25 protein-coding genes are annotated in these 25,765 nt (G+C 42.8%); 7 read left to right on the top strand and 18 right to left on the bottom strand.

Features of this window, described 5'->3' with window-relative positions; all coding sequences use genetic code 11:
* Positions 1-8 precede the first annotated feature (8 nt).
* Positions 9-992 (bottom strand): phenylalanine--tRNA ligase subunit alpha, encoded by a 984-nt coding sequence (gene pheS, locus SWOO_RS10575; protein WP_012324695.1) that lies wholly within the window; start codon positions 990-992, stop codon positions 9-11.
* A 347-nt stretch (positions 993-1,339) separates the two neighbouring features.
* On the opposite strand from pheS, the gene SWOO_RS10570 reads away from it, so the two are divergent.
* A complete protein-coding gene (locus tag SWOO_RS10570) occupies positions 1,340-3,958 on the top strand; it encodes a PDC sensor domain-containing protein (RefSeq protein WP_012324694.1) in 2,619 nt (872 codons plus the stop codon).
* Between the two features lie 75 nt (positions 3,959-4,033).
* Here the strand turns inward: SWOO_RS10570 and SWOO_RS10565 are convergent, their stop codons facing one another.
* The 8 genes from SWOO_RS10565 to speA all read right to left on the bottom strand — a co-directional run bounded on the left by SWOO_RS10565 (position 4,034) and on the right by speA (position 12,030).
* Entirely contained in the window at positions 4,034-4,903 is an 870-nt protein-coding gene (locus SWOO_RS10565; protein ID WP_012324693.1) for a putative ATP-dependent zinc protease, read from the bottom strand.
* A gap of 199 nt (positions 4,904-5,102) precedes the next feature.
* The gene (locus tag SWOO_RS10560; RefSeq protein ID WP_012324692.1) at positions 5,103-5,468 is read right to left on the bottom strand and encodes a SpoIIAA family protein; all 366 of its coding nucleotides are present in this window, start codon (positions 5,466-5,468) and stop codon (positions 5,103-5,105) included.
* A gap of 163 nt (positions 5,469-5,631) precedes the next feature.
* Positions 5,632-5,982: a DUF3802 family protein gene (locus SWOO_RS10555; protein WP_012324691.1), complete on the bottom strand. Its 351-nt coding sequence runs from the start codon at positions 5,980-5,982 to the stop codon at positions 5,632-5,634.
* A gap of 128 nt (positions 5,983-6,110) precedes the next feature.
* On the bottom strand, positions 6,111-6,686 hold the full coding sequence (locus tag SWOO_RS10550) for a YceI family protein (protein WP_012324690.1): 576 nt from the start codon (positions 6,684-6,686) through the stop codon (positions 6,111-6,113).
* Positions 6,687-7,476: 790 nt separating this feature from the next.
* Positions 7,477-8,118: a pyridoxamine 5'-phosphate oxidase gene (gene pdxH, locus SWOO_RS10545; RefSeq protein ID WP_012324689.1), complete on the bottom strand. Its 642-nt coding sequence runs from the start codon at positions 8,116-8,118 to the stop codon at positions 7,477-7,479.
* Between the two features lie 33 nt (positions 8,119-8,151).
* A complete protein-coding gene (speB, locus tag SWOO_RS10540; RefSeq protein ID WP_012324688.1) occupies positions 8,152-9,081 on the bottom strand; it encodes an agmatinase in 930 nt (309 codons plus the stop codon).
* 29 nt (positions 9,082-9,110) lie between these two features.
* Positions 9,111-10,040: an adenosylmethionine decarboxylase gene (locus tag SWOO_RS10535; protein ID WP_012324687.1), complete on the bottom strand. Its 930-nt coding sequence runs from the start codon at positions 10,038-10,040 to the stop codon at positions 9,111-9,113.
* 76 nt (positions 10,041-10,116) lie between these two features.
* Positions 10,117-12,030, bottom strand: a complete 1,914-nt coding sequence (speA, locus tag SWOO_RS10530) for a biosynthetic arginine decarboxylase (protein WP_012324686.1) — start codon at positions 12,028-12,030, stop codon at positions 10,117-10,119.
* Positions 12,031-12,426: 396 nt separating this feature from the next.
* Between speA and SWOO_RS10525 the strand changes: the two genes are divergently transcribed.
* From SWOO_RS10525 to SWOO_RS10510, 4 genes are all read left to right on the top strand, one after another.
* Entirely contained in the window at positions 12,427-13,266 is an 840-nt protein-coding gene (locus tag SWOO_RS10525) for a CvfB family protein (protein WP_012324685.1), read from the top strand.
* 121 nt (positions 13,267-13,387) lie between these two features.
* On the top strand, positions 13,388-14,047 hold the full coding sequence (locus SWOO_RS10520) for a YceH family protein (protein ID WP_012324684.1): 660 nt from the start codon (positions 13,388-13,390) through the stop codon (positions 14,045-14,047).
* Positions 14,048-14,204: 157 nt separating this feature from the next.
* The gene (locus tag SWOO_RS10515; RefSeq protein ID WP_012324683.1) at positions 14,205-15,017 is read left to right on the top strand and encodes an ABC transporter permease subunit; all 813 of its coding nucleotides are present in this window, start codon (positions 14,205-14,207) and stop codon (positions 15,015-15,017) included.
* On the top strand, positions 15,014-15,913 hold the full coding sequence (locus SWOO_RS10510; RefSeq protein ID WP_012324682.1) for an ABC transporter ATP-binding protein: 900 nt from the start codon (positions 15,014-15,016) through the stop codon (positions 15,911-15,913). Before SWOO_RS10515 ends, SWOO_RS10510 begins: the two co-directional genes overlap by 4 nt.
* Positions 15,914-16,157: 244 nt before the next feature.
* Here the strand turns inward: SWOO_RS10510 and SWOO_RS10505 are convergent, their stop codons facing one another.
* From SWOO_RS10505 to SWOO_RS10495, 3 genes are all read right to left on the bottom strand, one after another.
* Positions 16,158-16,364, bottom strand: a complete 207-nt coding sequence (locus SWOO_RS10505; RefSeq protein WP_012155714.1) for a cold-shock protein — start codon at positions 16,362-16,364, stop codon at positions 16,158-16,160.
* 285 nt (positions 16,365-16,649) lie between these two features.
* Positions 16,650-17,462: a 23S rRNA (guanine(745)-N(1))-methyltransferase gene (gene rlmA / locus SWOO_RS10500; RefSeq protein ID WP_041417588.1), complete on the bottom strand. Its 813-nt coding sequence runs from the start codon at positions 17,460-17,462 to the stop codon at positions 16,650-16,652.
* A gap of 20 nt (positions 17,463-17,482) precedes the next feature.
* Positions 17,483-18,289 carry a hypothetical protein gene (locus SWOO_RS10495; RefSeq protein WP_012324680.1) on the bottom strand — a complete coding sequence of 269 codons (807 nt, stop codon included), beginning with the start codon at positions 18,287-18,289 and terminating at the stop codon, positions 17,483-17,485.
* 261 nt (positions 18,290-18,550) lie between these two features.
* Between SWOO_RS10495 and sbcB the strand changes: the two genes are divergently transcribed.
* The gene (gene sbcB, locus SWOO_RS10490) at positions 18,551-19,963 is read left to right on the top strand and encodes an exodeoxyribonuclease I (RefSeq protein WP_012324679.1); all 1,413 of its coding nucleotides are present in this window, start codon (positions 18,551-18,553) and stop codon (positions 19,961-19,963) included.
* A gap of 86 nt (positions 19,964-20,049) precedes the next feature.
* A complete protein-coding gene (gene cdd / locus SWOO_RS10485; RefSeq protein ID WP_012324678.1) occupies positions 20,050-20,940 on the top strand; it encodes a cytidine deaminase in 891 nt (296 codons plus the stop codon).
* Positions 20,941-21,013: 73 nt separating this feature from the next.
* Here cdd and SWOO_RS10480 read toward each other — a convergent pair whose 3' ends face one another.
* From SWOO_RS10480 to fabG, 6 genes are all read right to left on the bottom strand, one after another.
* Complete coding sequence (locus SWOO_RS10480; RefSeq protein WP_012324677.1) at positions 21,014-21,889, bottom strand: NAD(P)-dependent oxidoreductase; 876 nt, start codon at positions 21,887-21,889, stop codon at positions 21,014-21,016.
* Between the two features lie 162 nt (positions 21,890-22,051).
* Entirely contained in the window at positions 22,052-22,528 is a 477-nt protein-coding gene (locus SWOO_RS10475) for an acyl-CoA thioesterase (RefSeq protein ID WP_012324676.1), read from the bottom strand.
* Between the two features lie 86 nt (positions 22,529-22,614).
* Positions 22,615-22,983: a hypothetical protein gene (locus tag SWOO_RS10470; protein ID WP_012324675.1), complete on the bottom strand. Its 369-nt coding sequence runs from the start codon at positions 22,981-22,983 to the stop codon at positions 22,615-22,617.
* A 207-nt stretch (positions 22,984-23,190) separates the two neighbouring features.
* On the bottom strand, positions 23,191-24,429 hold the full coding sequence (fabF, locus tag SWOO_RS10465) for a beta-ketoacyl-ACP synthase II (RefSeq protein WP_012324674.1): 1,239 nt from the start codon (positions 24,427-24,429) through the stop codon (positions 23,191-23,193).
* Positions 24,430-24,617: 188 nt separating this feature from the next.
* Positions 24,618-24,851, bottom strand: coding sequence for an acyl carrier protein (acpP, locus tag SWOO_RS10460; protein WP_012324673.1), 234 nt, complete (start codon positions 24,849-24,851; stop codon positions 24,618-24,620).
* A gap of 159 nt (positions 24,852-25,010) precedes the next feature.
* Positions 25,011-25,757, bottom strand: a complete 747-nt coding sequence (gene fabG, locus SWOO_RS10455; RefSeq protein ID WP_012324672.1) for a 3-oxoacyl-ACP reductase FabG — start codon at positions 25,755-25,757, stop codon at positions 25,011-25,013.
* Positions 25,758-25,765 lie beyond the last annotated feature (8 nt).

Raw genomic sequence — 25,765 nt, 5'->3', positions numbered from 1 at the left:
CAGCTCCGTTATTTAAATTGCTTGAGAAAACGTAGGTCATTTTCAAAGAATGAACGTAGATCGTTAACGCCATAGCGCAACATAGAGAGACGTTCAACGCCCATACCAAAAGCAAATCCAGAATATTTTTCAGGATCAATACCAACACTACGAAGTACATTAGGGTGAACCATGCCACAACCTAACACTTCTAACCATTTACCATTTTTCCCCATGACATCCACTTCAGCTGATGGCTCAGTAAACGGGAAATATGATGGACGGAAACGCACCTGCAGATCTTCTTCAAAAAAGTTGCGTAGGAAATCGTGCAAGATACCTTTCAGCTCTGCAAAGTTCACGTTTTCAGCAACCAATAGACCTTCAACCTGATGGAACATAGGTGTGTGTGTTTGATCGTAATCGTTACGATACACACGGCCTGGAGAGATAATACGCAATGGCGGTTTTTCATTTTCCATAGTACGGATCTGTACACCAGAAGTTTGGGTACGTAGCATCACCTTAGGGTTAAAATAAAAGGTGTCATGATCGGCACGAGCTGGATGATGCTCTGAAATATTAAGCGCATCGAAGTTATGGAAGTCATCTTCGATCTCCGGTCCCTCTTTGACACTAAAGCCAAGTTCACCGAAAAAAGTTTCAATTCGTTCAATGGTACGTGTCACAGGGTGCAAACCACCATTGTCGATACGACGACCCGGCAGTGTGACATCTATGCTTTCAGCGGCAAGAGTCGCCTGCAGTTCGGCAGCTTTTAGCCCCTCTACACGCTCAGACAGGTGCTTTTGAACAGCCTGTTTTGCCTGATTAACCGCTTGTCCAAACGCTGGTTTTTCGGCAGGACTAAGCTTGCCCATCATCTTCATCATGTCAGTGATTTTACCTTTCTTACCTAGGTAATCGACACGAATTTCATCAAGGGCTTTTAGATCATCCGTCCCTTCAATGGCGGCTAAAGCCTGTTCTACGATCTCTGTTAACTGTGACATCATCTCTTCCAATGCGCGGCCCTCAGGCCATTGCTTTTAGTGCTAGCTAATTTCTTTGTGAAAATAGAAAAAGACTCAAATTTTACGTGACATGGAAGCTTTTGACCAGCGGGAATTTACTGTTTTATTTGCTAAACTGTTATTTTATCAAGATGTTCAATTATTCAACTCTATATAATTGCCAAGTCACTTGTTAACAAGAGGTGTCAAAAAGGTAAAAATCACTCGCGGTATCACTGTCTGCAGCGTAATATCAAATGTAAAACAGCTAAAACAAGCGATTAAAGAACAGTTTAATCCCATTGTTTAAAAATAATTAATAAGCTATTTAAGGATTAACTCTAGCTATGGGTAACTCTAGTCCAACTCACTCCCCCATAAAGGTCCTACGCTGGCGCGACAGTTTACCGATCAAGTTCTCCTTTATTCAATTTATCATCGCATCACTCATCATCATCTCCAGTGTTTGGCTGATTTTTACTATTGAGAAAAGCCATCATCTAGAAACTCAGATAGTACTCAGCCAAAATCAAGGCTTAGCCTTTGTTGCAACCTTAGAGCAGACCACCACGAAAATTGAGAGTTTGGCTAGCTCTATCGCCTCACTCGGTCAGCTCTACAGTAACAATACTCAAGTGTTACAGGACTCAATACCAGCTTTACTTAATACTGACGGTAAACATCAGCTTATCTCTGGCGGCGGACTCTGGCCAGAGCCTGCAGCTTTCAATCAAGAAAAGGAGAGAGACAGTTTTTTTTGGTCCAGAAACAAAAGCTTAGAGTTACAACAAATCGAGGGGTACAATAGTCAAATTGGCCCAGATTATCATCAAGAGAGTTGGTACAAACCCATACGTTTTTACCCCCAAAATACCGTGTTGTGGTCGCAAGCCTATATCGATACCTACACCAAAGAGACCATGTTAACCGCCTCGGTTCCTATGTGGTCAGAACATCAATTTCTTGGTGTTGCGACGATAGATATCACCCTTTCAGGTTTAGCTCACTTCTTTAATGAAGCAGTCAATGAGAAAACTGAAAATAAAAGCTATATTTTTGCTCTAGATCATCTCAATAAGGTTATCGCCTTCCCCGATGAGCATCAATCTCCACAACTTATTGAGCCCAACTCACTATTTAAACCACTCTCCCAATTGGCTAAAGAGAAGCAAAACTTGGCAATCATCAACCAGAAACTACTTGAGGTCGATGAGCAGTTAATTCAGCGCGCCCAACAACACCCAGCGTTTAGTCAGGAGCAACTAAGCTCTCTATTACAGAGCACTCCGGTGAACCAAAGAGATAAGCTTGCAGCCCTGATAAACCTAAACGCCAGTAAAACTCTCAATACTGCAGAGCTTATCACCTCATTCAAGCTCAGCCCAAACGAGCAGAGTAATCAAGCGTCATTAGTATCTATCTTCTTGATGCCCAGTACCTACTGGAAAATCATTTTAGTCACCCCACTGGATTCGATTAATGAGGAGGCCAATAATATTGCAGCAAGGATTGGTTTCTATCTGGTTATAATGCAGCTTTTCGGCCTGCTATTACTCTTTTTGTTGCAACACAGACTCTTTATTCGCCCCATATCAAGTATGGTTTTTGCCTTAAAGGAGAATCAAGTTGCTAAACTCGAACTGGAAGCGGCTAACCGCAAAGATGAAGTTGGACAACTAGCTCAAGCATTTGTGTTTCGCAATCATCAACTTGAAGTCGCATTTGCCAGCTTAGATGCCAGTAACTTAGCCTTAGAGGAACAACTTGCCGTGCAGCAACTGGCTCAAAATGAGCTGAAATTACGCAAGACTCAACTTAATTCATTACTCAATGCTTCTCATAACCTAATATTTGTTAAAGATATTCAAGGCTCATACACTTTAGTCAATGACAGATTTTGTGAAGTTATTGGCATTGAAAGACATGGAATTTTAGGCAAGAAAGATCTGCAGCTTTTTCCTCCCCACATTGCAGAGTTGATACTGAAACACGATAAAATTACTTTAGACACGCAGGAGCCCCAGAGCTTTGAACAAGCCTTCCCCTCCTCCCATGGTGAGACCCTCTATCAGATAACAAAATTTCCCATTGTTAATGATGAAGGCGAGACCATCTCCATGGGTAATATGGCATTCGACATCAGCTCTCAAAAAGTTATCACCCAGGAGCTGCACGACAATAACCTGCAATTGACTAATGAGATCTCAGAATTAAGTGTGCAGATTAAGCAAGCTCAACAGCAAATAGCTCTACAAAAAGAAGTTATTAACCAAATAGAGCATGAAAATTTAGGCGCTCAGCAGCAAAGACACATGGACTCCAGTGTTTATCTACTATTTCCAGCAATGTTCTCAGCCCTTATTAAGAGGCAGATGATAGAGCAAGATCATCTCGTGGCGAAGATGTGTCAAAATGAACAGGAAGCGGAAACCAAACTCGATACTATGCTAGCGCTGCTGACCCACAATACTGACACATTAAGGCATTTTCAGCAGATACTTTTGAGCAAAAACGAAGCTATCAAAGCGATTAATCTATCTCAGTTTCTCAGTCATTTCCTTGCAGTGTTTGAGCCTAAATTAACAGAGGAGAATATTAGCCTTGAGCTAGAGTGCGATGAGCATATTATCGTTAATCTTCCCTCTTGGGATCTGCTACTCCTGCTCTACTCTATTGTTAATAACAGTCTTAGCCATGCTTTTATTGATAAGCGCTCCGATTGCAACATCATCATAAGAGCGACACAGGAGAGCGAAGCGATCACCATTATTGTCGAAGATAACGGCATAGGAGTAAGCCCAGAGAAACTTGCTCAACTCAATGAGCAACTGCTTTCAAATAACAGTCAACGCAGTCTGTCGAGACTTAATGGATGGTTAAAAGCGCAATTTAGTGGTCAGATCATCCTGGAAGCTAAAAGTAATCAGTATATGCGCACTATCTGTCACTTCGCTAAAAAGACCTAACTCAAGTTAACAACACAAATAAAAAAGATGCCGCAGCATCTTTTTTATTTACAAGAAATAATGATTGATGAGTCTTTAAATTGAAACATCCACTAAGTAATGACCTTGAAGCCAGTTACGTCCAATCAGTAACTTGTTACTCATTTTGCTTCTGTCTCTGAGGTTGACCTTAACTTTATATTCCTGGCCTTTCTCACCTATGGTTAACTCCACCATATATCGTACTTCACTCCCCTGAGCATTACGAATAAGGGAGGTTTCAACAATCATAGCATGGACGCGCTTTGCCTCTCCCTTCTCGTTTTCTGTGGTAAAACTAAGTATTTTACCTAGGTTTTTCTCCATATCATCAACGCCGCCCTCAACGTGAAGATCCACAGCATGAAGCGAGTTTTCAACCGCGCCAGTATCGATACGTGTTTTAAACATAAGTCCAGTTTCAACAATACTAATTGGGGCCACAGGACCAATTAACTTTTTATCTGAAACATCGACGATATACTTACCTTTTAACCAGTTACGTCCTATCAACAGCTTATAATCCATATGGCTGCGATCTCTTAGGTTAACTTTCACCTTTCGCTCAAAACCTTTGTCACCTACATGGAGCTCAACCATATAACGTGTCTCACGTCCTTGAGAGTTACTTACTGTTGATGTTTTAACAATCTTTCCCTTTAGACGTTTCTTTTCACCTGCTGCATTTTCAGTGGTGAACATGAGCATTTTGCCCACGTTATCTTTCATCTTCTTAGCGCTGCCACCTTCCACTTCAAGATCATAAGCATGCAGGGAGGTATTTCCAGCGCCAGTATCGATTCTTGCTTCGAAATTTAAGCCCGTTTCAGTAACGAACATATGGGCCGTAGGACCTATAATGGCTTTATCTCCAGCCCACGCAGCTGTCGTCATAAATAAAATACAAAAGCCAATAATTTTAACCATTTCGGTTCCTTCTTTGAATTACGTGCCACCATACTAACAAACAAATAAAAATGCCGACACAGAGTCGGCAGATTAAATTTTCTTTATAAAATTAATATCAATCAGTATTAAGCTGTCATTACTAGGCAAGAATTAAGCGCTTTTAAAGCAAGGTCATTAATGAGTTCTGCGTTGAACGAACTCACAGTGGGATAACCGATTAGGACTCTTTCATCCAATGTGTGGCTTCAGAAGCCTCACTTCGTGCAAAAACTTTCACAGGGCACGGGATCATATAAGCTAAGGTATTGGCCATGCCTGCAACCAACTGACTGTCAGTAATAATTGCAACACGGTAAAAGTCGTTCAGGTGAAATAGACCTATTTTTGCATCATCCCAAAGCGTGCCAACAGTCACTCCCTCAAATTTATCGTCAAACTCATACCACAGCTTGATGCTGGCATGATCTTTTAGCTTATCTTCAATAACAGGCATTAGGTGCTGATCATAATCTTTACCTGTCACGACACCTGTTGCTCTAATGGCAACTGTATCATGGTCAAAACCATTTAACAGTTCAAGCATAGCGCGCTCCTTGCTCAAAAAAATAGTAATCGTGAAATGAGTAGATTAGCGTGGCATCATTTTCACCTCGAGGAGTGGATCTGTTTCCGCTTGGTTTACTAAAAAGCTTAGATGCCATATTGAGTTGACCCAAATCTAATAGCCCAAAAAAGATGGCTACTTACTAAACCAGTAGTTTAGCAATCTCTTGATCAAACAGGTTTTTAATTAAACCTGAAAACTCTGTGATAAATGAAATTTGCTCAGGTGTGACTTTTTGGTGAGCGACACTTGCCAATATCTCTTCAAGATCATAAACGATAGCGTCTACCTCCCTAATCACTTTATTTCTCTGTGCAAAGTTTAAAGATGGATTCTGTCCACACACCATAATGATCTGTGCAGCGAGCTGCTCTTCAAATAGCTCTAAAACAGTATCATCGGTCAATGACTCATCATGCTTGCCTTCAAACAGTGACAAATGCTCAGTGAGAAATTGAATTAGGTGCGTATATCCATCTTTATCGGTAACCATCTTTACCTCTATGCTACTACTCATTAAGAGCATGGTTGAAGCCATGCTCATTAGCCAGTTTAATTGGCCTTTTTTTAACTTTTTAATACCATTTAATGGTTAAGGGCTCAATTTACAACCGAAAAACGCTAACGGGTTAAGTTCAATATAAAAGATACTGGCACTGAATGACCGATAGAGGTTAGCCCAGCAATTTCACGAAGCTTCTCAACTCCACTAGAAAGGCCAAATTGCTCAGCATTAATAATTACAGGCTGGCTACTGAGCACTAGCACCTCTTTTTCACTGAGCTTAACTACACTCACTCTCATCGGCACCGTTTGCTCTTTACCATGGAAAGAGAGTTCGGCATTAAGTTGCATCTCACTGCGGGAGCCAACCGCCATCTTGGCTAATACACCAGGTGAAACTTTCGCCTGGAGCTCCAACTTAGGAAATGCCTCCACCTCGAACAAGATCTCTCTCATGCGGGCATCGCGGATCTCTATATTGGTCCATACGCTTGCCAGTTCAACTGAGAGTGAAAACTCTCCTTTCTCATTTAAACTGCCTGAAAACTGTTTAAACTCATGTACCTCAGAGACATTCACCTTTTTTGTGGTAATAAAGTTAATCTCAGAGCTTTGATTATCGATGGTCCATGGAGCTGCCGACGTCATAAAGCTTACAGTCCCAAGAGCTAGGGCTATCAATGTTCGTTTCATGTCAGATCCTAAATAGATTCAGAAATAGTCAACACAGTATATGAATCAAACACAGTGAATGTAAATAAGAATGAACTATACCAATCAGTATAAGAAGTTGATCTACTCAGAGTGTCTTTTGGCAAACTAATTCAAGGCGAATGGATGATAGAATGGTTATTCCCTTATGAGTTCATTCAACGCAGAAGTAGGCAGCCAAAAACACTCCTTACAGGCGAGTTTTAGCGGTGCTGATGCTGCGACTTTTTATAAACAAAGAGGGAGCTTAAACCTAGTTTCATTATGCTCTTCACTCGTTGCAAGCCACATGGTCTTGTATGTTCCTGACATACATAAGACATTTCCTCCACTGACCCATAGGGATATGGGAAATGTCTTTAAAGCGTATGGAACGCTTAAGACCCTGGAGGTCAGATGTGGTGAATGTCATTAATGCAAGACGATATGGTCTATTTTGTTCCATACAAAATAAGACATTTCTTCCTTTCCATGGAAGTCAGATATAGGAGGTAGGGCGAAGCAGGATGCTAGAGCCGAGGAGCAATTAAGGACCTTGCCTCAGGACCGCTAAACTCTCGCTGAGCGATCAAATCTTTATACTGATTGGTATTAATTGAGTATGTTTTCATCCCAATAAAAAAGGGACTGTATTCACAGTCCCTTTTATACCAATCAATATAAGAAGTTGATCTATTCAGAGTGTTTTTGACAAACTAATTCAAAGTGAATAAATGACATAATAGTTATCCCCTTATGGGTTCATTCAACGCACAAGTAGACAGCCAAAAACTTACGGTGCTAAGCGAGAGATATCCCAGCCAGACTGCCCTTTATCATAGAGAAAGCGATCATGAAGTCTGCGCTCTCCGCCTTGCCAAAACTCAATACTCGAAGGCTTGACGAGATACCCTCCCCAAAATTTAGGCAGCGGTACTTCACCTTTGCTAAACTTCGCCTTCATCTCAGCATATTTAGTTTCAAGCACTTGCCTTGCTGAAATTTTACTCGACTGCTGTGATACCCAAGCGGCTATCTGGCTCTCTTTCGGTCTAGTGATAAAATACTTCATCACATCGGCCGTCGACAAAGCCTCTGCTTCACCAGTTATCGCCACTTGGCGCTCTAAAGAGTGCCAAGGGAACAGTAAGCTCACTTTTGCGTTATGGGCTATCTGCTGCGACTTACGGCTCTCTAAATTAGTGAAAAAAACAAAACCCTCTTCACTAAATCGCTTCAACAACACAATACGTTGAAAAGGTTGTCCACTCTCATCCACAGTTGCAATGGACATAGCGGTAGGATCGCTCAATAACTCAGAGTCCCTCGCCTCCTCCATCCATTTAGAGAATAAGCTCATAGGTTCATCAGGCAAAGCGTCTCTGTGGAGATCACCCAATGAATACTCTCGTCTGATATCACTCAGCTTTGACATCTATCTTTATCCTCTATCCATAGGAGCAACAGCTTATTTATTACGTTTGTTTGATTCAGCCCATACGTGCAGCATCTCAAGTCCTAACGTTGCACCAGCTAATGCTGTAATTTCAGCGTTATCATAAGCAGGCGCAACCTCAACCACATCCATACCCACAACATTGACACCGGCTAGACCACGAATGATTTTCATCGCTTTATCGCTGGTAATACCGCCACAAACAGGGGTGCCTGTACCCGGCGCAAAAGCGGGATCTAAACAGTCAATATCGAACGTGATGTACAGAGGAAGATCGCCAATACGTTCAATAATTTGAGCCACTATCTCATCAGCACTAAGATCATTCGCCGTCGCAGCATCAATGACCTTAAAAGCGTGATCATCTCGATTATATTCAGTACGTATTCCTATCTGAATAGAGTGGTCAGCATCGATAATACCTTCATTAGGCGCATGGAAGAACATGGTACCATGATCATATTTACTTCCTTGGCTGTAAGTATCCGTGTGGGCGTCAAAGTGCAGTAACGCCATCTTGCCGTGAGTCTTATAGTGAGCACGAAGCAGCGGTAAAGTAACAAAGTGGTCGCCACCGAAACTGAGCATCGCCTTACCTGAGGCCAAAATCGCGGTCGCGAAATCTTCAACTCTCTGGGTAAAATCAGCAGAATCACCGCAGTCATAAACCAGATCGCCCGCATCAACAATACTAAGATGATCACTTAGTTTGAAGTTCCAAGGCCAGCGTGTCTCTTCCCAAGCAAGGTTTACCGAAGCCTGACGTATTGCGCCAGGTCCCATACGGCCACCAGAGCGTCCAGTGGTTGCCATATCAAAAGGCAAACCTAAAACCACCACGTCGGCATCACTTTTTAAAGGATTGAAATCTAATGGCTGTCTTAAATAACCAAATGCATTGGAATAAAGAGAGTAATCGGGCTTGTCAGCAATTGTGGTCATAAAACCTCCGTAATATTATAAAGTTAAACTTACAACAGTTCAGGCTGCAACAGCTCACTGTTTAGCTGTTGATACTGGTTGAACTGTACTGTTTCATTGTTATTGATCGGCAGAGCACAACTGGCTACCGATACAAAAGGGGGGAATCCATCCGTTATAACCTGACGGTTGAATCCAATCACATCCCAGCTTTGTGGGTTTAATTTATTCAACAATGCGGAGAATATATTGAACGGATAGAGTTCAAAGTGCAAATTTGTTTCTATGCTCACGTATGAGCTTTGCTCCTGAGGGGTGATATGAATCGTCATATACTTATCCTCCCACAAGCCATTTATCGAGTAACCAAAAGGGGTAAAAAGGTGGTCATCAAAGCAAAAGTCTGGAAACAGATGTTCCAGTGCTAGCAACTCACGGATCCCTTCACAGCTCTGTGCATCGCTCCTAAGATAGTCAGCCACCTCGCCCTTGATATGGTACATCAAAAGTTCACTGTTGGATTTGACCTTCAGTGGCTGAGTTTGAGGATCAGAGGTGAAAATATAGTGATGATGAGTATCTAGATGACCCACCCGGTATGCCGAACCGGACAATTTTGTTCTGAGTCGTGACAGATCTTCCTCAAAACTGCTGGTTTGCAGATGGGAGAGATATTCACTTTTACGTTGGTAACTCACTGAGGCTATCGCAGACTCACCCAGCTTATCAACGAAAAAGATCACCGCATCCACTAAGGTTGTCGTTCCGCAGGTCAACATCAAAAACTTATCATCCCACACGAACAGGCAAGACTCACTAAGCAGGTAAGCATCACAACACTCATTACCCATCTTAGAGAGTACTTCTGCGTCAGCGCAGGCTACCACATCGCTCCAAAACTGCTCATCGAGAAGACGTAAGGAGCGAGTTGTAGGTGATACTAGCACCTCAACTCTTTTTTCTGACCCTTCAAAAAACATCTGTAGGCTTACCCAATATCAGGCCCCTAAGGGCCTGATCTAACTTGATACAAATAAGCTAAGCGTGCATGGCTGCTTATGAGAAATCTTCAAGATAGGTATACCCTTTTAAGCCTAACTGCAGCTCTTCGAGTATATTCGCTCTCTCATCTTCCTGAATATGCTTATTCACTAGCTCCTCGTAGGTACGCATAAATGACACAGCATCTAAGTTAACGTACCTAAGCACATCTGCAACGGTATCACCGGCCAATACTGATTCAATATTAGTTCGGCCATCGTCATCAAGACGGATCACTGCAGAGTTAGTATCACCAAATAGGTTATGCATATCACCTAAGATCTCTTGATATGCGCCCACAAGGAAGAAACCTATCAAATAGGGGCTCTCTGCGCTCCATGCTGGAACTGGCAGTGTTGTTTCAATGCCTTGACCATCAACATATTGATCAATAGTACCGTCTGAGTCACAGGTGATGTCTAACATCACAGCACGGCGCTCTGGCGCTTTATCTAGACCAGAAAGTGGCATGATCGGGAACACCTGATCGATACCCCACGCATCCGGAAGAGATTGGAACAATGAGAAGTTAACGAAGAACTTATCGGCTAACTTTTCTGTCAACTCATCGATGATCGGACGATGGAAGCGGTACTTACTGCTCATGACGCCTTGCAGCTCATGACAAACCCTTAAGTTGACCTGCTCTGCCCATGCTCTGTCAGTCAGTGATAGCTGGCCTAAAGCAAACAGAGAGTGTACCTCAGTCAGATCGCTCTGACAGTCATGGTAGATCTCAATCAATGCTCGTTGATCTGCTCTGCCACTGATCTCATTCCAAGAGTGCCACATGTTATGCAGCAACTGAGGTGCATCTTCAGCTGGCGGCTGGATATCTTCAGGCTTATAAGCTTCAGTACCAATCACATCTGTTATCAACACTGCATGATGCGCAGTCAAATAGCAGCCTGATTCTGAGATAATCCTCGGCATCGGCTGCTCATACTCATTACAGATATCGGTCAAGACACTAACGATATTGTTCGCATATTCCGTTAAGCCGTAATTCATGGAACTTGAGCTCTGGCTACGGGTGCCATCATAATCGACAGCTAAGCCACCACCGACATCAAAACACTTTACGTTCGCGCCGAGCTTTTGCAGCTCACAGTAAAAACGACCCGCTTCACTCACGCCCTGGCGAATATCGCGAATATTGGCAATTTGAGAGCCTAAATGGAAATGCAGCAACTGAAGTGAATCAAGCATCTCTTCACTCTTAAGCGACTCAATTACCGTCAATACCTGAGAGGCTGACAAGCCAAATTTAGACTTCTCACCACCACTGGCTTGCCACTTTCCTTTACCTTGAAACGCAAGGCGTACGCGTAAACCCAGACGTGGTGTCACGCCCAGCTTTTTTGATTCCTCTAATACCGTTTTTAACTCAGATAACTTCTCGAGCACGATATAGACTTTATGACCCAGTTTTTCACCGATCAATGCCAAACGGATATATTCGATATCTTTATAACCGTTACAGATGATCACTGAACTGGCTTTTTGGGCCATGGCCAATACAGCCATTAGCTCAGGCTTACTGCCCGCCTCTAATCCTAATTGAGGCACCTCTTTCTCAACCTGACTGGCCAAGATCTCCTCAACAACCGTTTGCTGCTGATTGACTTTAATCGGGTAAACTAACAGGTAGTCGGCTTGATATTGATACTTCTGTATCGCTTGGTTGAATGCTTGGCACAGACTATTCACCCTGTGGTGTAATATCTGTGGGAAACGTACCAGCACAGGCAGGTTAACCCCTGACTTAACCATATCTTTTGCCAGTTCGTTGAGCCCTATACTGCACTCAGGTCGAGTTGGATCTGGTGATACAGTTGCTTCACCTTCATCGCTGATGCCGTAGAGTCCCTGACTCCAATAATTAACGTTATACCCTGTGCGGGCATCATTAATAGACCAATTACTCATATCATTAAACCTATAGTAGCCATAAGTGTGTGACCAACTTATCAATGATCACATCGATTTAGACCAAGACAAAAATGGTGCCTTTGAGTCTTTTTAAACTCATTTCGTCTCAATTTCAACCTAAGTAATAGGTTGAGGCAACAGTCATTAAACCAATAAAAATGGGGGCGCAATTAAACACCCCAAACGATGATTATGCAAGACTAATTATCACATCTTCAAGGTTAAGTTTTCGATTATCGGAGATAAACATTAACATGTAATTTTTTAAAAGTGGCTGCTAATGCTCTCTTTTTAGTCAAATACCTAAATTAGAGGCAAATCATCGCAAGATTATTACTCCTTTTTCCACTATAATCCGCAATCGAAGATACATTGTCAGCAATTGAGAATCACATGATACAGATAGGCAAAACCAGCAGACTTGAAGTCGTTAAAACCGTTGAGTTTGGTGTTTATTTAGATGGGCAGGAACTTGGCCAAATTTTATTGCCGACTAAGTTTATGCCAAAAGAGTGTAACCTTGGCGACCTAGTTGAGGTATTTATCTATCTGGATTCAGAAGATAAGCTTATTGCGACCACACGTAAGCCTATCGCTCAAGTGGGTGAGTTTGCCTATTTAAAAGCCGTTGCAACGGGGCCCTATGGTGCTTTCTTAGATTGGGGCTTAGAGAAAGATCTATTACTGCCTTTCGGCGAGCAACATAGAGAGATTGAAGAGGGTCGCTCCTATTTAGTCTATATCTATACCAATAGCGCCGATGAGCGCATTGTTGCCTCATCAAAAATCGATAAGTTTCTCGATAAAACACCGCCTCCCTACGATACCGGTGAAGAGGTTAACTTGATTATCGGTGGCACAACAGATCTTGGCTATAAAGCCATTATCAATCACAGCCACTGGGGCGTTATTTTCAAAAATGAGGTGTTTCGCTCCCTCAGCTTTGGTCAGCGAGTTAAAGGCTTTATCAAGCAAGTTCGTGGTGATGACAAGATAGATCTTATTTTGCAAAAAGGGGTTAAAGAGGAGCTTGATAAGCACTCAACCACCATCATGTTTAAGCTTAAACAAGCTGGCGGCTATCTGCCCTTAAATGATAAAACCGATGCCGACACCATTTATGCCAAGCTATCGATGAGCAAAAAGGCGTTTAAAAAGAGCATTGGCGGCTTATATAAGGCAAAACAGATCACTATCTCACCTGATGGAATACGCCTAGTCGATCAAGATTAGTCCTATTTTAAGGGAACAGGCTAGTTATCAAGCAGTAAACTGATATCTTCACACTCCCTCCTTTGATTAGAAGCATGACTCTGTTATAACAAAGTCATGCTTTTTTTATGGATTTCAAAACATGAATTTATCGCTTCACGAAGCTAGGATCATAGGTTGTCTTCTTGAGAAAGAGGTCACCACACCAGATCAATACCCCTTGTCCCTTAACTCTCTCACACTTGCCTGCAATCAAAAATCAAGTCGTGATCCTGTAATGTCAATGACAGAGTCAGAAACACAATCAGCCATCGACTCTTTAATGAAAAAGCGGCTTGTCACTGACCAAACAGGTTTTGGCTCTCGTGTGACTAAATACAAACACAGGTTCTGTAATACGGAGTTTAGCGACCTTCAATTCTCACCAGCACAATTTGCGCTTATTTGCTTATTACTTTTACGAGGTCCGCAAACTCCGGGTGAACTAAAGAGTCGCAGTGGGCGCCTGCATCAGTTTGCCGACCTTAATGAAGTAGAAAATGCACTATTAGCCCTTGCACAAAGAGAGCCTTCTTTGGTACATCAATTACCAAAAGAGCCTGGCAGACGTGACTCCCGTTTCGAAGAGTTAATTTCAGATCAAGTTAAGGGGGAGTCTGTGCCTATATCTGAGCACAGCAGATCACAAAGAGAGGCACCAAGTAAGCGTCAAGATGAGATGGATGAATTAACCCTTAGGGTGTCTCAACTTGAGTTAGAGGTTAAGACGCTCAAAGAGGCACTACAAGATCTTCTCGATTAACAATCCAGTGGAAGCTGGTGAGTTATCGTCATATTAAGTTACGATATGCAACTATTAACCCGCTAGTTTAGGTGTTAGGGTCATCTAGCTTGACTCGCTCTGGCGTTCATTATAATGAAAATAAGGGATCACATTGGAATCACAAACAAGCCCCGGTATGGTGAAAAACAGCCTCATACTGGCAAAATTTGAGCTCAAGAAGCTCCTGTTTAACCCTAGAGGGTTAATCTCACTGTTCGCATTTTCACTAGTGTGGTTACTGATCCTTCTCTATCCAATTCGTAGCGCATCAAGCTTTCTCCTAACAGAGGAGTTCAGACAGCTTATTAGCGCCGTGTTTGGCGAAAACTCAATCAATGAACTCTTTAAGTGGGAAGTCGCTGAGATGGCAGTATTTTGGATAGCTGCGCTCTATCTCTTTCCACTATTTAGTATCTTTGTCTCAGCGGATCAGTTCGCATCAGACAAAAGCAGAGGCACCTTTAGATTTCTCTCATTAAGAACTGGACGTGACAGTATCTTCTTTGGGCGCTTTACTGGCCATATGTTGATCCAGTCTCTTCTGCTCATACTGACAATACTGGCCACGGTAATATTGGCAGCATCGAGAGATATGTCACTGTTGCTACCGGCACTTAGCTCTGGCGCATTAGTTTTCATTAATCTGTTTATCATCTTGCTTCCCTACACCGCCATGATGGCCATTCTCTCTCTATATGCAAATACAGCAAGGCAAGCAACCATATATGCCATTCTGTTTTGGGCTATCAGTGCGATTATTATCGCTATCATCAATAGCCAGCTTCCCTCCCTTGCCGAACTTATACAGTGGGTATTGCCTGGAGCACAACTCAGTATGATGATCAACACTCAAGGGTTTGGTAGCTTTGTTTATGCTCCAATTCCACTGATTCAAGCGGCAGTCCTGCTATTTTTAGGACGAAGTTATATGAATAGGAGTTCGCTATGAGCCTGATTAAATGTGAGCAACTCAGTAAATCCTATGGCAGTAAACTCGCCCTTAATAGCGTCTCTATTGAGCTAAGCTCAGGCTCTCCTATCGCACTTGTTGGACCTAACGGTGCAGGTAAAACGACCTTATTTAGTTTGTTATGTGGTTACCTGTTACCCAGCTCAGGCAGCGTCACGATTCTAGGAGAGAAGCCAAGCAGTAAAGCCCTACTTGGAAAAGTATCCTCTCTACCCCAAGATGCGACCTTAGATCCTAACCTCAATTTAATCACCCAATTTACGCTTTTTGGTACACTGCAGGGATTAACAGCCAAAGCTGCAAAAGATGAAGGACTGAGAGTGCTCTCTCTGGTTGGGCTCAGCGATGTCAGTGAGCAAAAACCGCAATCCTTAAGTCATGGCATGGGAAAACGTGCATCCATAGCTCAAGCCTTAATAGGCTCTCCTCAGTTAGTTTTGCTTGACGAGCCTACAGCGGGCTTAGATCCTGCAAACGCAAAGGTAATTCGCGATCTGGTCAAAACCCTCTCAACAGATATCACCTTCGTGATAAGTTCTCACAACTTAGATGAGTTAGAGAAGCTGTGCGATCAGGTGCTCTACCTTGACCAAGGTCAGTTGGGTCAGTCTGTTTCGATACAGGAAAACTTAACCGATGAGTACATCACAGTATCGATGCAGTCTTGTGATAAAACTCAGCTTATCAGTGAGATTTCTGCCATAAACGGAGTTAACTCAGTGACACAGAAGCAGGAGGATGAGTTTTTAATCCATTACTCTGCTAATGATGTTATTGAACTTGAAGTTCAACTGTTCCAACTCTTTTCACAAAACAACTGGCGATATAGAGCAATACTTAAGGGCAGAAGCTTGGAAGATAAACTGTTCTCGTAAACTACATTTGCATTGATAAAGCATCACTTTATGTGGTGCTTTTTTATGCCCTCAATACATGACAAGAAAGTGGAGGTAAGCAACCACGCTCTATAATACCAATGAGTGTAAGAATGCGAGGTATTGCAATGGCTCATAAGAAGTCGAGGTCTAGGTATTTTTCAGGCAATAAAAAAGAGCTGCGATAAATCGCAGCTCTTAGAAATTCTTTTGGATTAGCTAGAAGCTAATCAAAGGCATAAGCTTAAACGACAGTAACGTTCTCAGCTTGTGGACCTTTCTGACCTTGAGTCACAGTGAATTGAACTTTCTGACCTTCGTCAAGAGTTTTGAAACCGTCAGAGTTGATTGCACGGAAGTGAACAAAAACATCTGGACCAGACTCTTGCTCGATAAATCCAAAACCTTTGTCAGAGTTGAACCACTTAACAACGCCAGTAACTTGAGACATGATATAAATCCTGTAACTTAAATAAAATATAGCCTAAACGGCAGTAGAGCTTGAAAATGCCGGCATTACTTATGTTAACAGGACGAACAAATCGTATTGGAACATGAAATAAATGCAACCTTCGAGCTGCATCCACTATAAATCATTCTGGGGGTATGTCAACAATCAAATCAAGGTAAAATCATCTTTTTATAGAGTTATCTGACGCTTGGTATTAGGATTTTCCGCCATAAAATAATGGAGTAAAAACTCAACAGCGCCAGTTCAATAAATAGACAAAAAAGTTTAAATTGCCTTAAAGACCTCTATTTTAAAGTCTAATTCACATTTAAGCCCCTCTTGCACCAATTGAGATTTCTGCTCATCGGTCAGTTTCCAACTGTATGGCGTCATATTGAGGAAGTGAGTGATATCGCTCTCATCCTCTAAAACCATTAAGGACTCTAAATTTTCCCTATGCAGTAACTCGAACCCTTGGATCTGACTGCTTTCACTCATATGAGGTTTAGGCTCAGCATATATCAACTGCTTTAACGCAAAGTGATGCTGCTCTCCTGCCGATGCAGTGATAAGTATGCCATCAGTCTTAACCACTCGCCTTAACTCCTCATCCAACGAGGGGGCATACACACGTAACATAAGATCGAAACAGTTATCAGCAAAAGGCATCTCAAATGCACTGGCAACGCAAAAATCGATCGCCTTGTAACGTTTAGAGGCATACTTTAGCGCCGATTTAGAGATATCTAGCCCTTTAAGCTTGAACTCATTACTCGTTGACAGACACTCCTGTAAACGATGGCTGTAATAGCCCTCTCCACAACCTATATCTAAACCATTTTTTGCAGCTTTAGCATAGGTTTTAGCAAGCGTATTTATTCTATCGCTTAGGCCTTGATAGTGCCCTTTATTGAGAAACTCTCTGCGAGCAAACATCATCTCTTTGTTGTCACCAGGATCTTTAGAACCTTTGTTCTGTACCGGTAACAAGTTCACATAGCCCTCTTTCGCACAATCAAACCTATGGTTACTTAGACAAGACCAAGTTTTTTCTTGTAACAAAAGGGGTTGTTTACATATGGGGCACAGGTAGTTCATTTTCTCTTCCATCGGGTTAACTACTCTTCATCTTTAATGAGCTGTTGAACCATTTCGTTCGTTGCTGTCGTTGATAGAAGCCTATAATACTCTAACTGTCGCGATTGCAGATCATGTTTTTGGCCATGGTTAGCTGAAGTTTGCCAATTTAATCGCTCCACAGAGTGATGATATTGACGAGATAACCACTGCTTTTTCTTCATCAACTGCGCACTCAGATCTTGCACTTCATCACTCAATCTTGCTTGACCGAGAACAGAGACGCTTTCGCCAAACTTGATAAGCTTACCTCTGACCTTCTCTAATTCACTGATATTGAGCAGTAGCTGCTCACTTGAAAGCTCATAATTAACTCCCCTAGCCACTAAAGCTCTCGCTTCTAATAACGCCTTTGGCCCGTGAAATAGACGATTATCTTTTTCAAGAGGTACCATCTCCCATTGAGATCCCCCCTCAAGGGAGAAATGAACAAACTGATCAAAAGAGAGTGTAATACTGACTCCACGTTTCAACTCTTGGGCACACATGCTCGGTGATACGCCTAAACTTGAAAACAACCTCCAACCTTGTCCGACAGAGCGAGACACAGATTCAGCCCCTACTGGCTCAGATGAGGAGGACTCGACATTAACACAGAGAAACGGGTGCAAACGCACCATAATAGAGAGCTCAGTAGGCGCTACAGAGACAACAATAAACTCGCCAATATGACCATCCATCACTTGGAGCAAGCTAAAATCAGCCGTCGTCTCATGTAAGCTCACTCTAAGCTTACATTGTTTATCGACTTTGATTATCTCTGGTTGAGTTAAGAAAGGCTCAAACATAGTACACCACCTTCAATCGTTGAGGCGAAATTGTACCTTGCTTCTTTTCACAGCACCAGTTTTCTAACTTATTAAAAGTAACTGTAATTTCATCTACGATGCTAGATTGTATCTGATACTCAGAACCCCAAAATTGCTTACATATTCTTCGACTAAACTAGGTCTCTTGAGTCAACAGCTTTTTTCAACTTTACCGCTAAGGACAAACAACTAAATACAATGCTATGATTGCTGACAAATAACCTCTAAAAGCTGTTACTTATGTCTTCAAGCGCGACTTCCACTATCTTCTGGCACGATTATGAAACATTCGGTGCTAACCCGGCTAAAGACAGGCCTTCACAATTTGCCGGGATCCGCACCGACTTTGATCTCAATATTATCGGTGAGCCTGAGACATTTTACTGTAAAGTTGCCAATGATTATCTCCCCTCCCCTGAAGCAATTTTGATCACGGGTATCACCCCGCAACTTGCCAATTTGAAAGGGGTTCCAGAGGCTGAGTTTATGGGTAAAGTTCATGCGCTTTTTTCCCAGCCAAATACTTGTGTAGCGGGTTATAACTCCATTCGATTCGATGATGAGGTGTCCCGTTACGGGTTTTACCGTAATTTTTATGATCCCTACGCCCGTGAATGGCAACAAGGAAACTCACGCTGGGATATTATCGATCTTGTTCGCGCTTGTTATGCATTCAGACCGGAAGGGATTGAGTGGCCACTAAAAGAGGATGGCTCGCCAAGCTTTAAGCTTGAACATCTCACTCAGGCTAATGGGCTAAGTCATGAAAAAGCCCATGATGCGATGTCCGATGTCTACGCCACTATCGATATGGCTAAGCTCATTAAAGAGAAGCAACCTAAGCTATTTGATTACTTCTTTAACTTAAGGAAAAAGCAGGAGGTTTCGAAGTTAATTGATGTCCTTAATATGCAGCCCCTGATCCATGTCAGTTCGAAAATCAGCTCTCTACATGGTTGCGCTAGCATCATCGCACCAGTCGCGCACCACTCAAGTAATAAAAATGCCATCATCTGTGTCAATTTGGCCATGGATATCTCCCCGCTTATTGAACTCGATGTTGAACAGATAAGAGAGCGTATGTACACCAGACGCGCCGATCTGGCACCCGATGAACTGCCTATCAGCGTCAAACAGGTACATATCAATAAATGTCCTTTTATTGCATCAACCAAAATATTAACCGATGAAAATGCGGCCCGCCTTGATATCGATAAAGCGTTTGCAAGAGAGCAGTATAAACGACTTAAGCAACACCCTGAATTGAGAGAGAAACTTGTCTCAGTATTTGATGTTGAATATGAGTCTGACTCAAACGATCCCGATCTACAATTATACAGTGGTGGCTTCTTTAGCTCAGCAGATAAAGCCAAGATGGAGATGATCCGCCATACCTTGCCACAAAATCTTGCCGCCCTTGAACTACACTTCGATGACAGTCGACTTAAAGAGATGTTGTTCAGGTATCGTGGGCGCAACTATCCTGAGTTTTTCGATGATTCAGAATCCATGAAGTGGCGAGAGTTTTGTCAAAGCAGGCTCAACGACCCTGACTATATGTTCAAACTGGAAAACCTAGTTAACGAAACGTCACAAAGTGAAGATAAACAAAAACTTTTGACTGCTTTATGTCATTATCTTAGTAACTTATGAAACTAAATGGGAGAAAGATCCCATTAAGTTTGTAAACCCATTACTAAACTGTACTTCATTAGCTTAACAATGACAGGATCTAGAATATGCAAGATAGATTTATAAAATGCATAGCTCAGTTACCAAAACCGTTATCAGATGCATTGATCCCCCTGCTCAATGCCGATTTTGCCGGACATATCGATGCTCAACAGCTAGGCATGCTAACAACAAAAAGTCAGCTAGAGGAGAGTGAGCTTCTGCTGGCTCTGCTTCCTATTGCAGCCGCCCTTGCTAAGCCTCCCATTAGTGAGTTCTATGTAGGTGCCATCGCCAAGGGTAAGAGTGGTGATATCTATATGGGTGCCAACCTTGAGCTTTCGGGAGAAGCGCTGTTTCATTCAGTGCACGCAGAGCAAAGCGCTATTAGTCATGCTTGGCTCAGTGGTGAAACTCAGATCTTAGATGTGGTGGTAAACTTCTCTCCTTGTGGGCACTGCCGCCAATTTATGAATGAGATGGTAGAGGGACAGAAGGTGGTAATTCATCTACCTGAGCAGAAAGCTCAGCCTCTTGCACATTACCTCCCCTACGCTTTTGGTCCAAGCAATCTTAATATTACCGAGCCTCTGTTATCTAAACAGCAACATGAACTTAGCCTCGATAGCTCAGATCCCATGATCATCGAAGCATTGGATCATGCAAGTTTAAGTTATGCGCCATATTCCAACAGCTATGCAGCCGTTGTTCTTGAAACTAAAGATGGTGCGACCTACTGTGGACGTTATGCAGAAAATGCAGCATTTAACCCCTCGATGCTACCAATGCAGATGGCACTCTCAACGATGACCAGACACAATCGAGAGTTTACAGAGATTAATCGTGCAGTCCTTATCGAATCGGCTCAAGGAAAGATCTCATTAGTCGGTGCGACTATGGATGCGCTGCACGCTGTCGCAGCTGTTGAGTTGGAACATATTGTGATTGACCCAGCCTAACTGATTTTCAAACTAGATGAAGTTCAAACTGAAAAGGACTGCAGATGCAGTCCTTCTTTTTGTCTTTAGCTTTCTATTTTCTATTTTTCTCAAGCTTTGCCAGCAAACTTGAGGTGTCCCAACGATTGCCTCCAATTGCTTGCACTTCTGAGTAAAACTGATCAACCAATGCAGTCAAAGGCAAGTGTGAACCATTTTTACGGGCTTCATTAAGGGCAATATTGAGATCTTTTCTCATCCAATCCACAGCAAAGCCTAAGTTATACTCTCCCTGCCACATGGTTTGATAACGATTCTCCATCTGCCAGGACTGTGCTGCTCCCTTACTTATCACTTCAACCACTTTTTCACCATCAAGACCTGCACTTCGAGCAAAATGAAGCCCTTCTGATAAGCCTTGCACCACGCCAGCAATACAGATCTGGTTAACCATCTTAGTTAGCTGACCCGCGCCAACTTCGCCAAGTAGCTCAACACAGCGCGCATAAGCTTCAATAATCGGCTTAGCCTGTCCAAAATGGGATTCATTGCCACCCGTCATTACCGTTAACACACCATTTTCTGCACCAGCTTGTCCACCAGATACGGGGGCATCGAGAAAGCCTATCTCTTTTGCAGAGGCCAATGCTCCTATCTCTCTAGCGACATCAGCAGAGGCTGTAGTGTGATCAACTAAAACGCTGCCAGCACTCATACCGTTAAGCACTCCTGTTTCCCCTAGTGTCACTTGACGCAGATCATCATCATTTCCCACGCAAACAAAGACAAACTCTTGTCCTTTCGCAGCCTCACAAGGTGTTAACTCGACGCTACCGCCAAACTCTGCTTTCCAAGCATCAGCACGTGTTTGGGTTCGATTATAAACCGTCACTTGATGACCATGCCTAACTAAATGCCCCGCCATGGGATACCCCATCACACCTAGGCCAATAAATGCAACTTTTGCCATCATACTTCCTTTTTAATTAACGCCTTATTAAAAGCATCATACCTAAATCACCAAAACAATAGTATCTGGTTTATCTGAAGAGAGTGTTCATTAAATAAAAAAGTTTCAGGCACAAAAAAAGACGCATAAATGCGTCTTTTAACAGGGTACAACATAGACAAACTATTGAACGTGGGCTTCCATCTCAGCACCTATCTTCTTACGCATCTCCATTAGGCGTATTGCTGAGTCCCTAAGCTCAATATCTTTCTCGTCCACAGGGCACCATTCAGGCACTTCAGATGGATTTCCATCATCATCGACAGCAACCATGATAACAATACAGTGGGTCGTCAGATGCCGCTCAGGGTGCTTAGGGTCTCCCGCACGAACATCAATCCCAAGGTGCATTGAAGTTCGACCTGTGTAGATAACCTTAGCGCTCGTTTCAACGATATTGCCCACATGAATTGGCTTTACAAAGCGTATTCCGCCAGCATAAGCGGTAATGCAATACTTGCCACTCCAAGCGGCAGCACAGGCGTATGCCGCAAGATCGATCCATTTCATCACAGCGCCACCGTGAACTTTGCCACCAAAGTTTACATCAGCTGGCTCTGCAAGAAACCTTAAAGTAACCTGACGTTCTATCCCGGCCATAACTATCTCAAATTCGTTTAGAATAACTCTAATTGTACGTCATAAATCGAATGTGGAGTATAACTTAAGTATTTAACTCACTTTGATTAACCAAAGTGAACAACTAAAGTGCTTGCCAGCAAAATAAAAGGAAGAGCCAGACGATAGATCCACAACTGTGCCTTATCACTGATAAAACGAGAACCTTTTGCAACTGCAGTCAAGCCTAAACCCGCTAAGAAGAGTATCAAGACCTCTATACCAGCTAATGTGCTGTTATTACTGCTTGTATATATGGCAGTGATCAACAGAGCAAACCAAACAACAGCAAAACTTGCCGCTGCCAAAGTAAACGTCTTCATCCCAATTGACATATTTGGATGCAGTTTTGCAGACTCTCCGCGGATTAATTCATTAAGATTTGCAGTCAAGGCGCCAACCAATGGCATTAGTGGAACAACGATTAGGTTTAACATGCGAGCTCTGTCCTAAGGCTACATTTTGAGAGCGTCAGTATCTTCCTAACTCATAAAGCTTCCAAGCGATAATTTTCAATATTAACTAAGCTTAACCCAAACGACATTTGGCGTTAATCTAATACCAATCAGTATAAAATTTGGCACAAAAAAAGCGCCATACAGGCGCTTTATTCCGATGTAACAATAGACTAGTTAAAATTAACTTTAGAGCTTCTTAAACAGAAGAGAGCCGTTAGTACCACCAAACCCAAATGAGTTACACAGTGCATATTCAAACTCATGTTGGCGTGCAGTATGGGGAACAAAGTCTAAATCACAGCCTTCATCGGGATTATCTAAGTTCAATGTTGGTGGGATCACTTGATCCCTTAAAGCCAACAGAGTAATAATCGCTTCCACAGAGCCTGCAGCGCCGAGTAGATGACCAGTCATCGACTTAGTTGAGCTAACAAGTAGCTTATAGGCATGGTCGCCAAACACAGATTTAACAGCAGCAACTTCGGCTTTATCGCCAGCTGGGGTCGAAGTGCCATGGGCATTAATATAACCTACCTGCTCTTTTTCAAGCTTTGCATCTTTAATGGCATTAACCATTGCAGCAGCAGCGCCGGCGCCATCTGCTGGTGGTGACGTCATGTGGAATGCGTCTCCACTCATACCAAAGCCGACCAGTTCACCATAGATGGTAGCCCCACGAGCTTTGGCATGTTCATACTCCTCCATCACCATGACACCAGCGCCATCGCCGATGACAAAGCCATCTCGATCTTTATCCCATGGGCGACTCGCAGCTTGTGGCTCGTCATTACGGGTCGACAGCGCTTTGGCTGAGCCAAAACCGCCAACAGCCAGAGGACAAGTAACATCTTCAGCGCCACCAGCTATCATCACATCCGCATCACCATAGGCGATAGTTCGGGCTGCAAAACCTATATTATGCACACCAGTAGTACACGCCGTCGTCACCGCAAAGTTAGGACCTGTCATACCGTACTTAATAGAGAGGTGGCCCGAGATCATGTTGATAATGGTACTTGGTACAAAAAAGGGAGAGATCTTTCTTGGACCACCTTTCAACAGCGCTGAATGACCCTGTTCAATCAGAGGCATTCCGCCCATACCAGCACCAACAGCAGTTCCGACTCTGGAAGGATCTAGCTTAGCCATATCCAAACCTGAATCCGTCATCGCTTGTATGCCAGCAGCCATACCGTACTGAATGAAGAGATCCATCTTACGAGCATCTTTTTTAGACATGTACTGCTCAACATCAAAATCTTTGACGGAGCCGCTAAAACGAGTCGTAAATTCACTGGCATCAAACTTGGTGATAGGAGCGATACCACTTTGACCAGCAAGTAACGCTTCCCAACTTGAATCTACGGTATTACCAACAGGGGTGACCAGGCCAAGGCCTGTAACAACTACACGACGTTTAGACACGTTTTCACCTTTTATACTGAGTTAAACATAATAGGGATATAATTTGTTTCTAAATGTACCTAAGGGTACTGAAACAGGTTCTGAGCAGTTAGAAATTAAAATACTACTAGTAGAGGGAACACGCAATTTCCAATTGCCAGAAACAAAAACAGGCAGCATAAATGCTGCCTGTTTTCAAGAATTCAGGATTACTGATTCTTTGAAACGTAATCAACCGCTGCTTGAACAGTAGTGATCTTTTCAGCTTCTTCATCAGGGATCTCGGTATCAAACTCTTCTTCTAGAGCCATAACCAACTCAACCGTGTCCAGAGAATCTGCACCCAAGTCGTCAACGAAAGATGCTGCAGACTTAACGTCTTCTTCTTTAACACCTAGTTGCTCAATAATGATTTTCTTTACACGTTCTTCGATGTTGCTCATTAGTTTTCTTTCCTATTCAAATTACGCACTTGCGTAAGATTGCGAGTAGTTTATTCAATTTGACACACAATGCAAGCTTAACTTTCGTGGTCTAACCACGAAAGTGGCCCATATTGACGCTGAACATCAATAAAATAAAGTGCTGTCAGCCTATCACCCTTAAACCATATACATGCCGCCATTCACATGGAGAGTCTCTCCAGTGATGTACGCAGCAGAGTCTGAAGCCAAAAACAGCACAGCATTAGCGATCTCTTGTGCTTGCCCAAGTCTCTCCATCGGCACCTGAGACATGATACCTTGTTGCTGCTCTTCAGTCAGCTCATCGGTCATGTCCGTCTGAATAAATCCAGGAGCAATAGCATTCACTGTTATTTGACGAGATGCAACCTCCTTTGCAAGAGATTTTGTAAATCCTATCAACCCAGCTTTAGCTGCACAATAGTTTGTTTGGCCAGGATTCCCCATAGAGCCTACAACAGAACCGATATTAATGATGCGTCCATGACGTTTTTTCATCATAGGGCGCATAACCGCTTTTGATGTACGAAATATCGATGTCAGGTTCGTATCTATGATATCACCCCATTCATCGTCTTTCATTCTCATCAATAAATTATCTCGAGTAATTCCGGCATTATTTACTAAAATGTTAACATCGCCCTCTTTCTCTTTGATAGCAGCAAAAAGATCGGTAACAGATTGACCATCTGTTACATTTAAAACAAGACCTAGACCATTATCACCGAGGTATTCTTGAATTGCGGCAGCACCACGCTCACTTGTCGCTGTGCCAACAACTCTTGCACCAGCTGCAACCAGTGTTTCAGCAACCGCACGGCCAATACCACGGCTAGCCCCTGTTACTAACGCCACTTTTCCAGCTAAATCTATACTTACACTCATCTAACTCT

This window comes from Shewanella woodyi ATCC 51908, assembly GCF_000019525.1.
Classification (GTDB): Bacteria; Pseudomonadota; Gammaproteobacteria; order Enterobacterales; family Shewanellaceae; genus Shewanella; species Shewanella woodyi.
This window is presented reverse-complemented; position numbering and strand designations above follow the sequence as displayed.

Coding starts and splice junctions, on each gene's coding strand:
- pdxH (WP_012324689.1), bottom strand. CDS start 8,118: ATGTCAAAGCTGAGTGATATCAGACGAGAGTATTCATTGGGTGATCTC.
- SWOO_RS10510 (WP_012324682.1), top strand. CDS start 15,014: ATGAGCCTGATTAAATGTGAGCAACTCAGTAAATCCTATGGCAGTAAA.
- SWOO_RS10505 (WP_012155714.1), bottom strand. CDS start 16,364: ATGTCTCAAGTTACTGGCGTTGTTAAGTGGTTCAACTCTGACAAAGGT.
- cdd (WP_012324678.1), top strand. CDS start 20,050: ATGCAAGATAGATTTATAAAATGCATAGCTCAGTTACCAAAACCGTTA.
- acpP (WP_012324673.1), bottom strand. CDS start 24,851: ATGAGCAACATCGAAGAACGTGTAAAGAAAATCATTATTGAGCAACTA.
- SWOO_RS10480 (WP_012324677.1), bottom strand. CDS start 21,889: ATGGCAAAAGTTGCATTTATTGGCCTAGGTGTGATGGGGTATCCCATG.
- SWOO_RS10515 (WP_012324683.1), top strand. CDS start 14,205: ATGGTGAAAAACAGCCTCATACTGGCAAAATTTGAGCTCAAGAAGCTC.
- SWOO_RS10570 (WP_012324694.1), top strand. CDS start 1,340: ATGGGTAACTCTAGTCCAACTCACTCCCCCATAAAGGTCCTACGCTGG.
- fabG (WP_012324672.1), bottom strand. CDS start 25,757: ATGAGTGTAAGTATAGATTTAGCTGGAAAAGTGGCGTTAGTAACAGGG.
- SWOO_RS10470 (WP_012324675.1), bottom strand. CDS start 22,983: ATGTTAAACCTAATCGTTGTTCCACTAATGCCATTGGTTGGCGCCTTG.
- SWOO_RS10525 (WP_012324685.1), top strand. CDS start 12,427: ATGATACAGATAGGCAAAACCAGCAGACTTGAAGTCGTTAAAACCGTT.
- SWOO_RS10550 (WP_012324690.1), bottom strand. CDS start 6,686: ATGAAACGAACATTGATAGCCCTAGCTCTTGGGACTGTAAGCTTTATG.
- SWOO_RS10520 (WP_012324684.1), top strand. CDS start 13,388: ATGAATTTATCGCTTCACGAAGCTAGGATCATAGGTTGTCTTCTTGAG.
- SWOO_RS10560 (WP_012324692.1), bottom strand. CDS start 5,468: ATGCTTGAACTGTTAAATGGTTTTGACCATGATACAGTTGCCATTAGA.
- SWOO_RS10535 (WP_012324687.1), bottom strand. CDS start 10,040: ATGTTTTTTGAAGGGTCAGAAAAAAGAGTTGAGGTGCTAGTATCACCT.
- pheS (WP_012324695.1), bottom strand. CDS start 992: ATGTCACAGTTAACAGAGATCGTAGAACAGGCTTTAGCCGCCATTGAA.
- SWOO_RS10475 (WP_012324676.1), bottom strand. CDS start 22,528: ATGGCCGGGATAGAACGTCAGGTTACTTTAAGGTTTCTTGCAGAGCCA.
- speB (WP_012324688.1), bottom strand. CDS start 9,081: ATGACCACAATTGCTGACAAGCCCGATTACTCTCTTTATTCCAATGCA.
- sbcB (WP_012324679.1), top strand. CDS start 18,551: ATGTCTTCAAGCGCGACTTCCACTATCTTCTGGCACGATTATGAAACA.
- SWOO_RS10555 (WP_012324691.1), bottom strand. CDS start 5,982: ATGGTTACCGATAAAGATGGATATACGCACCTAATTCAATTTCTCACT.
- SWOO_RS10565 (WP_012324693.1), bottom strand. CDS start 4,903: ATGGTTAAAATTATTGGCTTTTGTATTTTATTTATGACGACAGCTGCG.
- rlmA (WP_041417588.1), bottom strand. CDS start 17,462: ATGAACTACCTGTGCCCCATATGTAAACAACCCCTTTTGTTACAAGAA.
- speA (WP_012324686.1), bottom strand. CDS start 12,030: ATGAGTAATTGGTCTATTAATGATGCCCGCACAGGGTATAACGTTAAT.
- SWOO_RS10495 (WP_012324680.1), bottom strand. CDS start 18,289: ATGTTTGAGCCTTTCTTAACTCAACCAGAGATAATCAAAGTCGATAAA.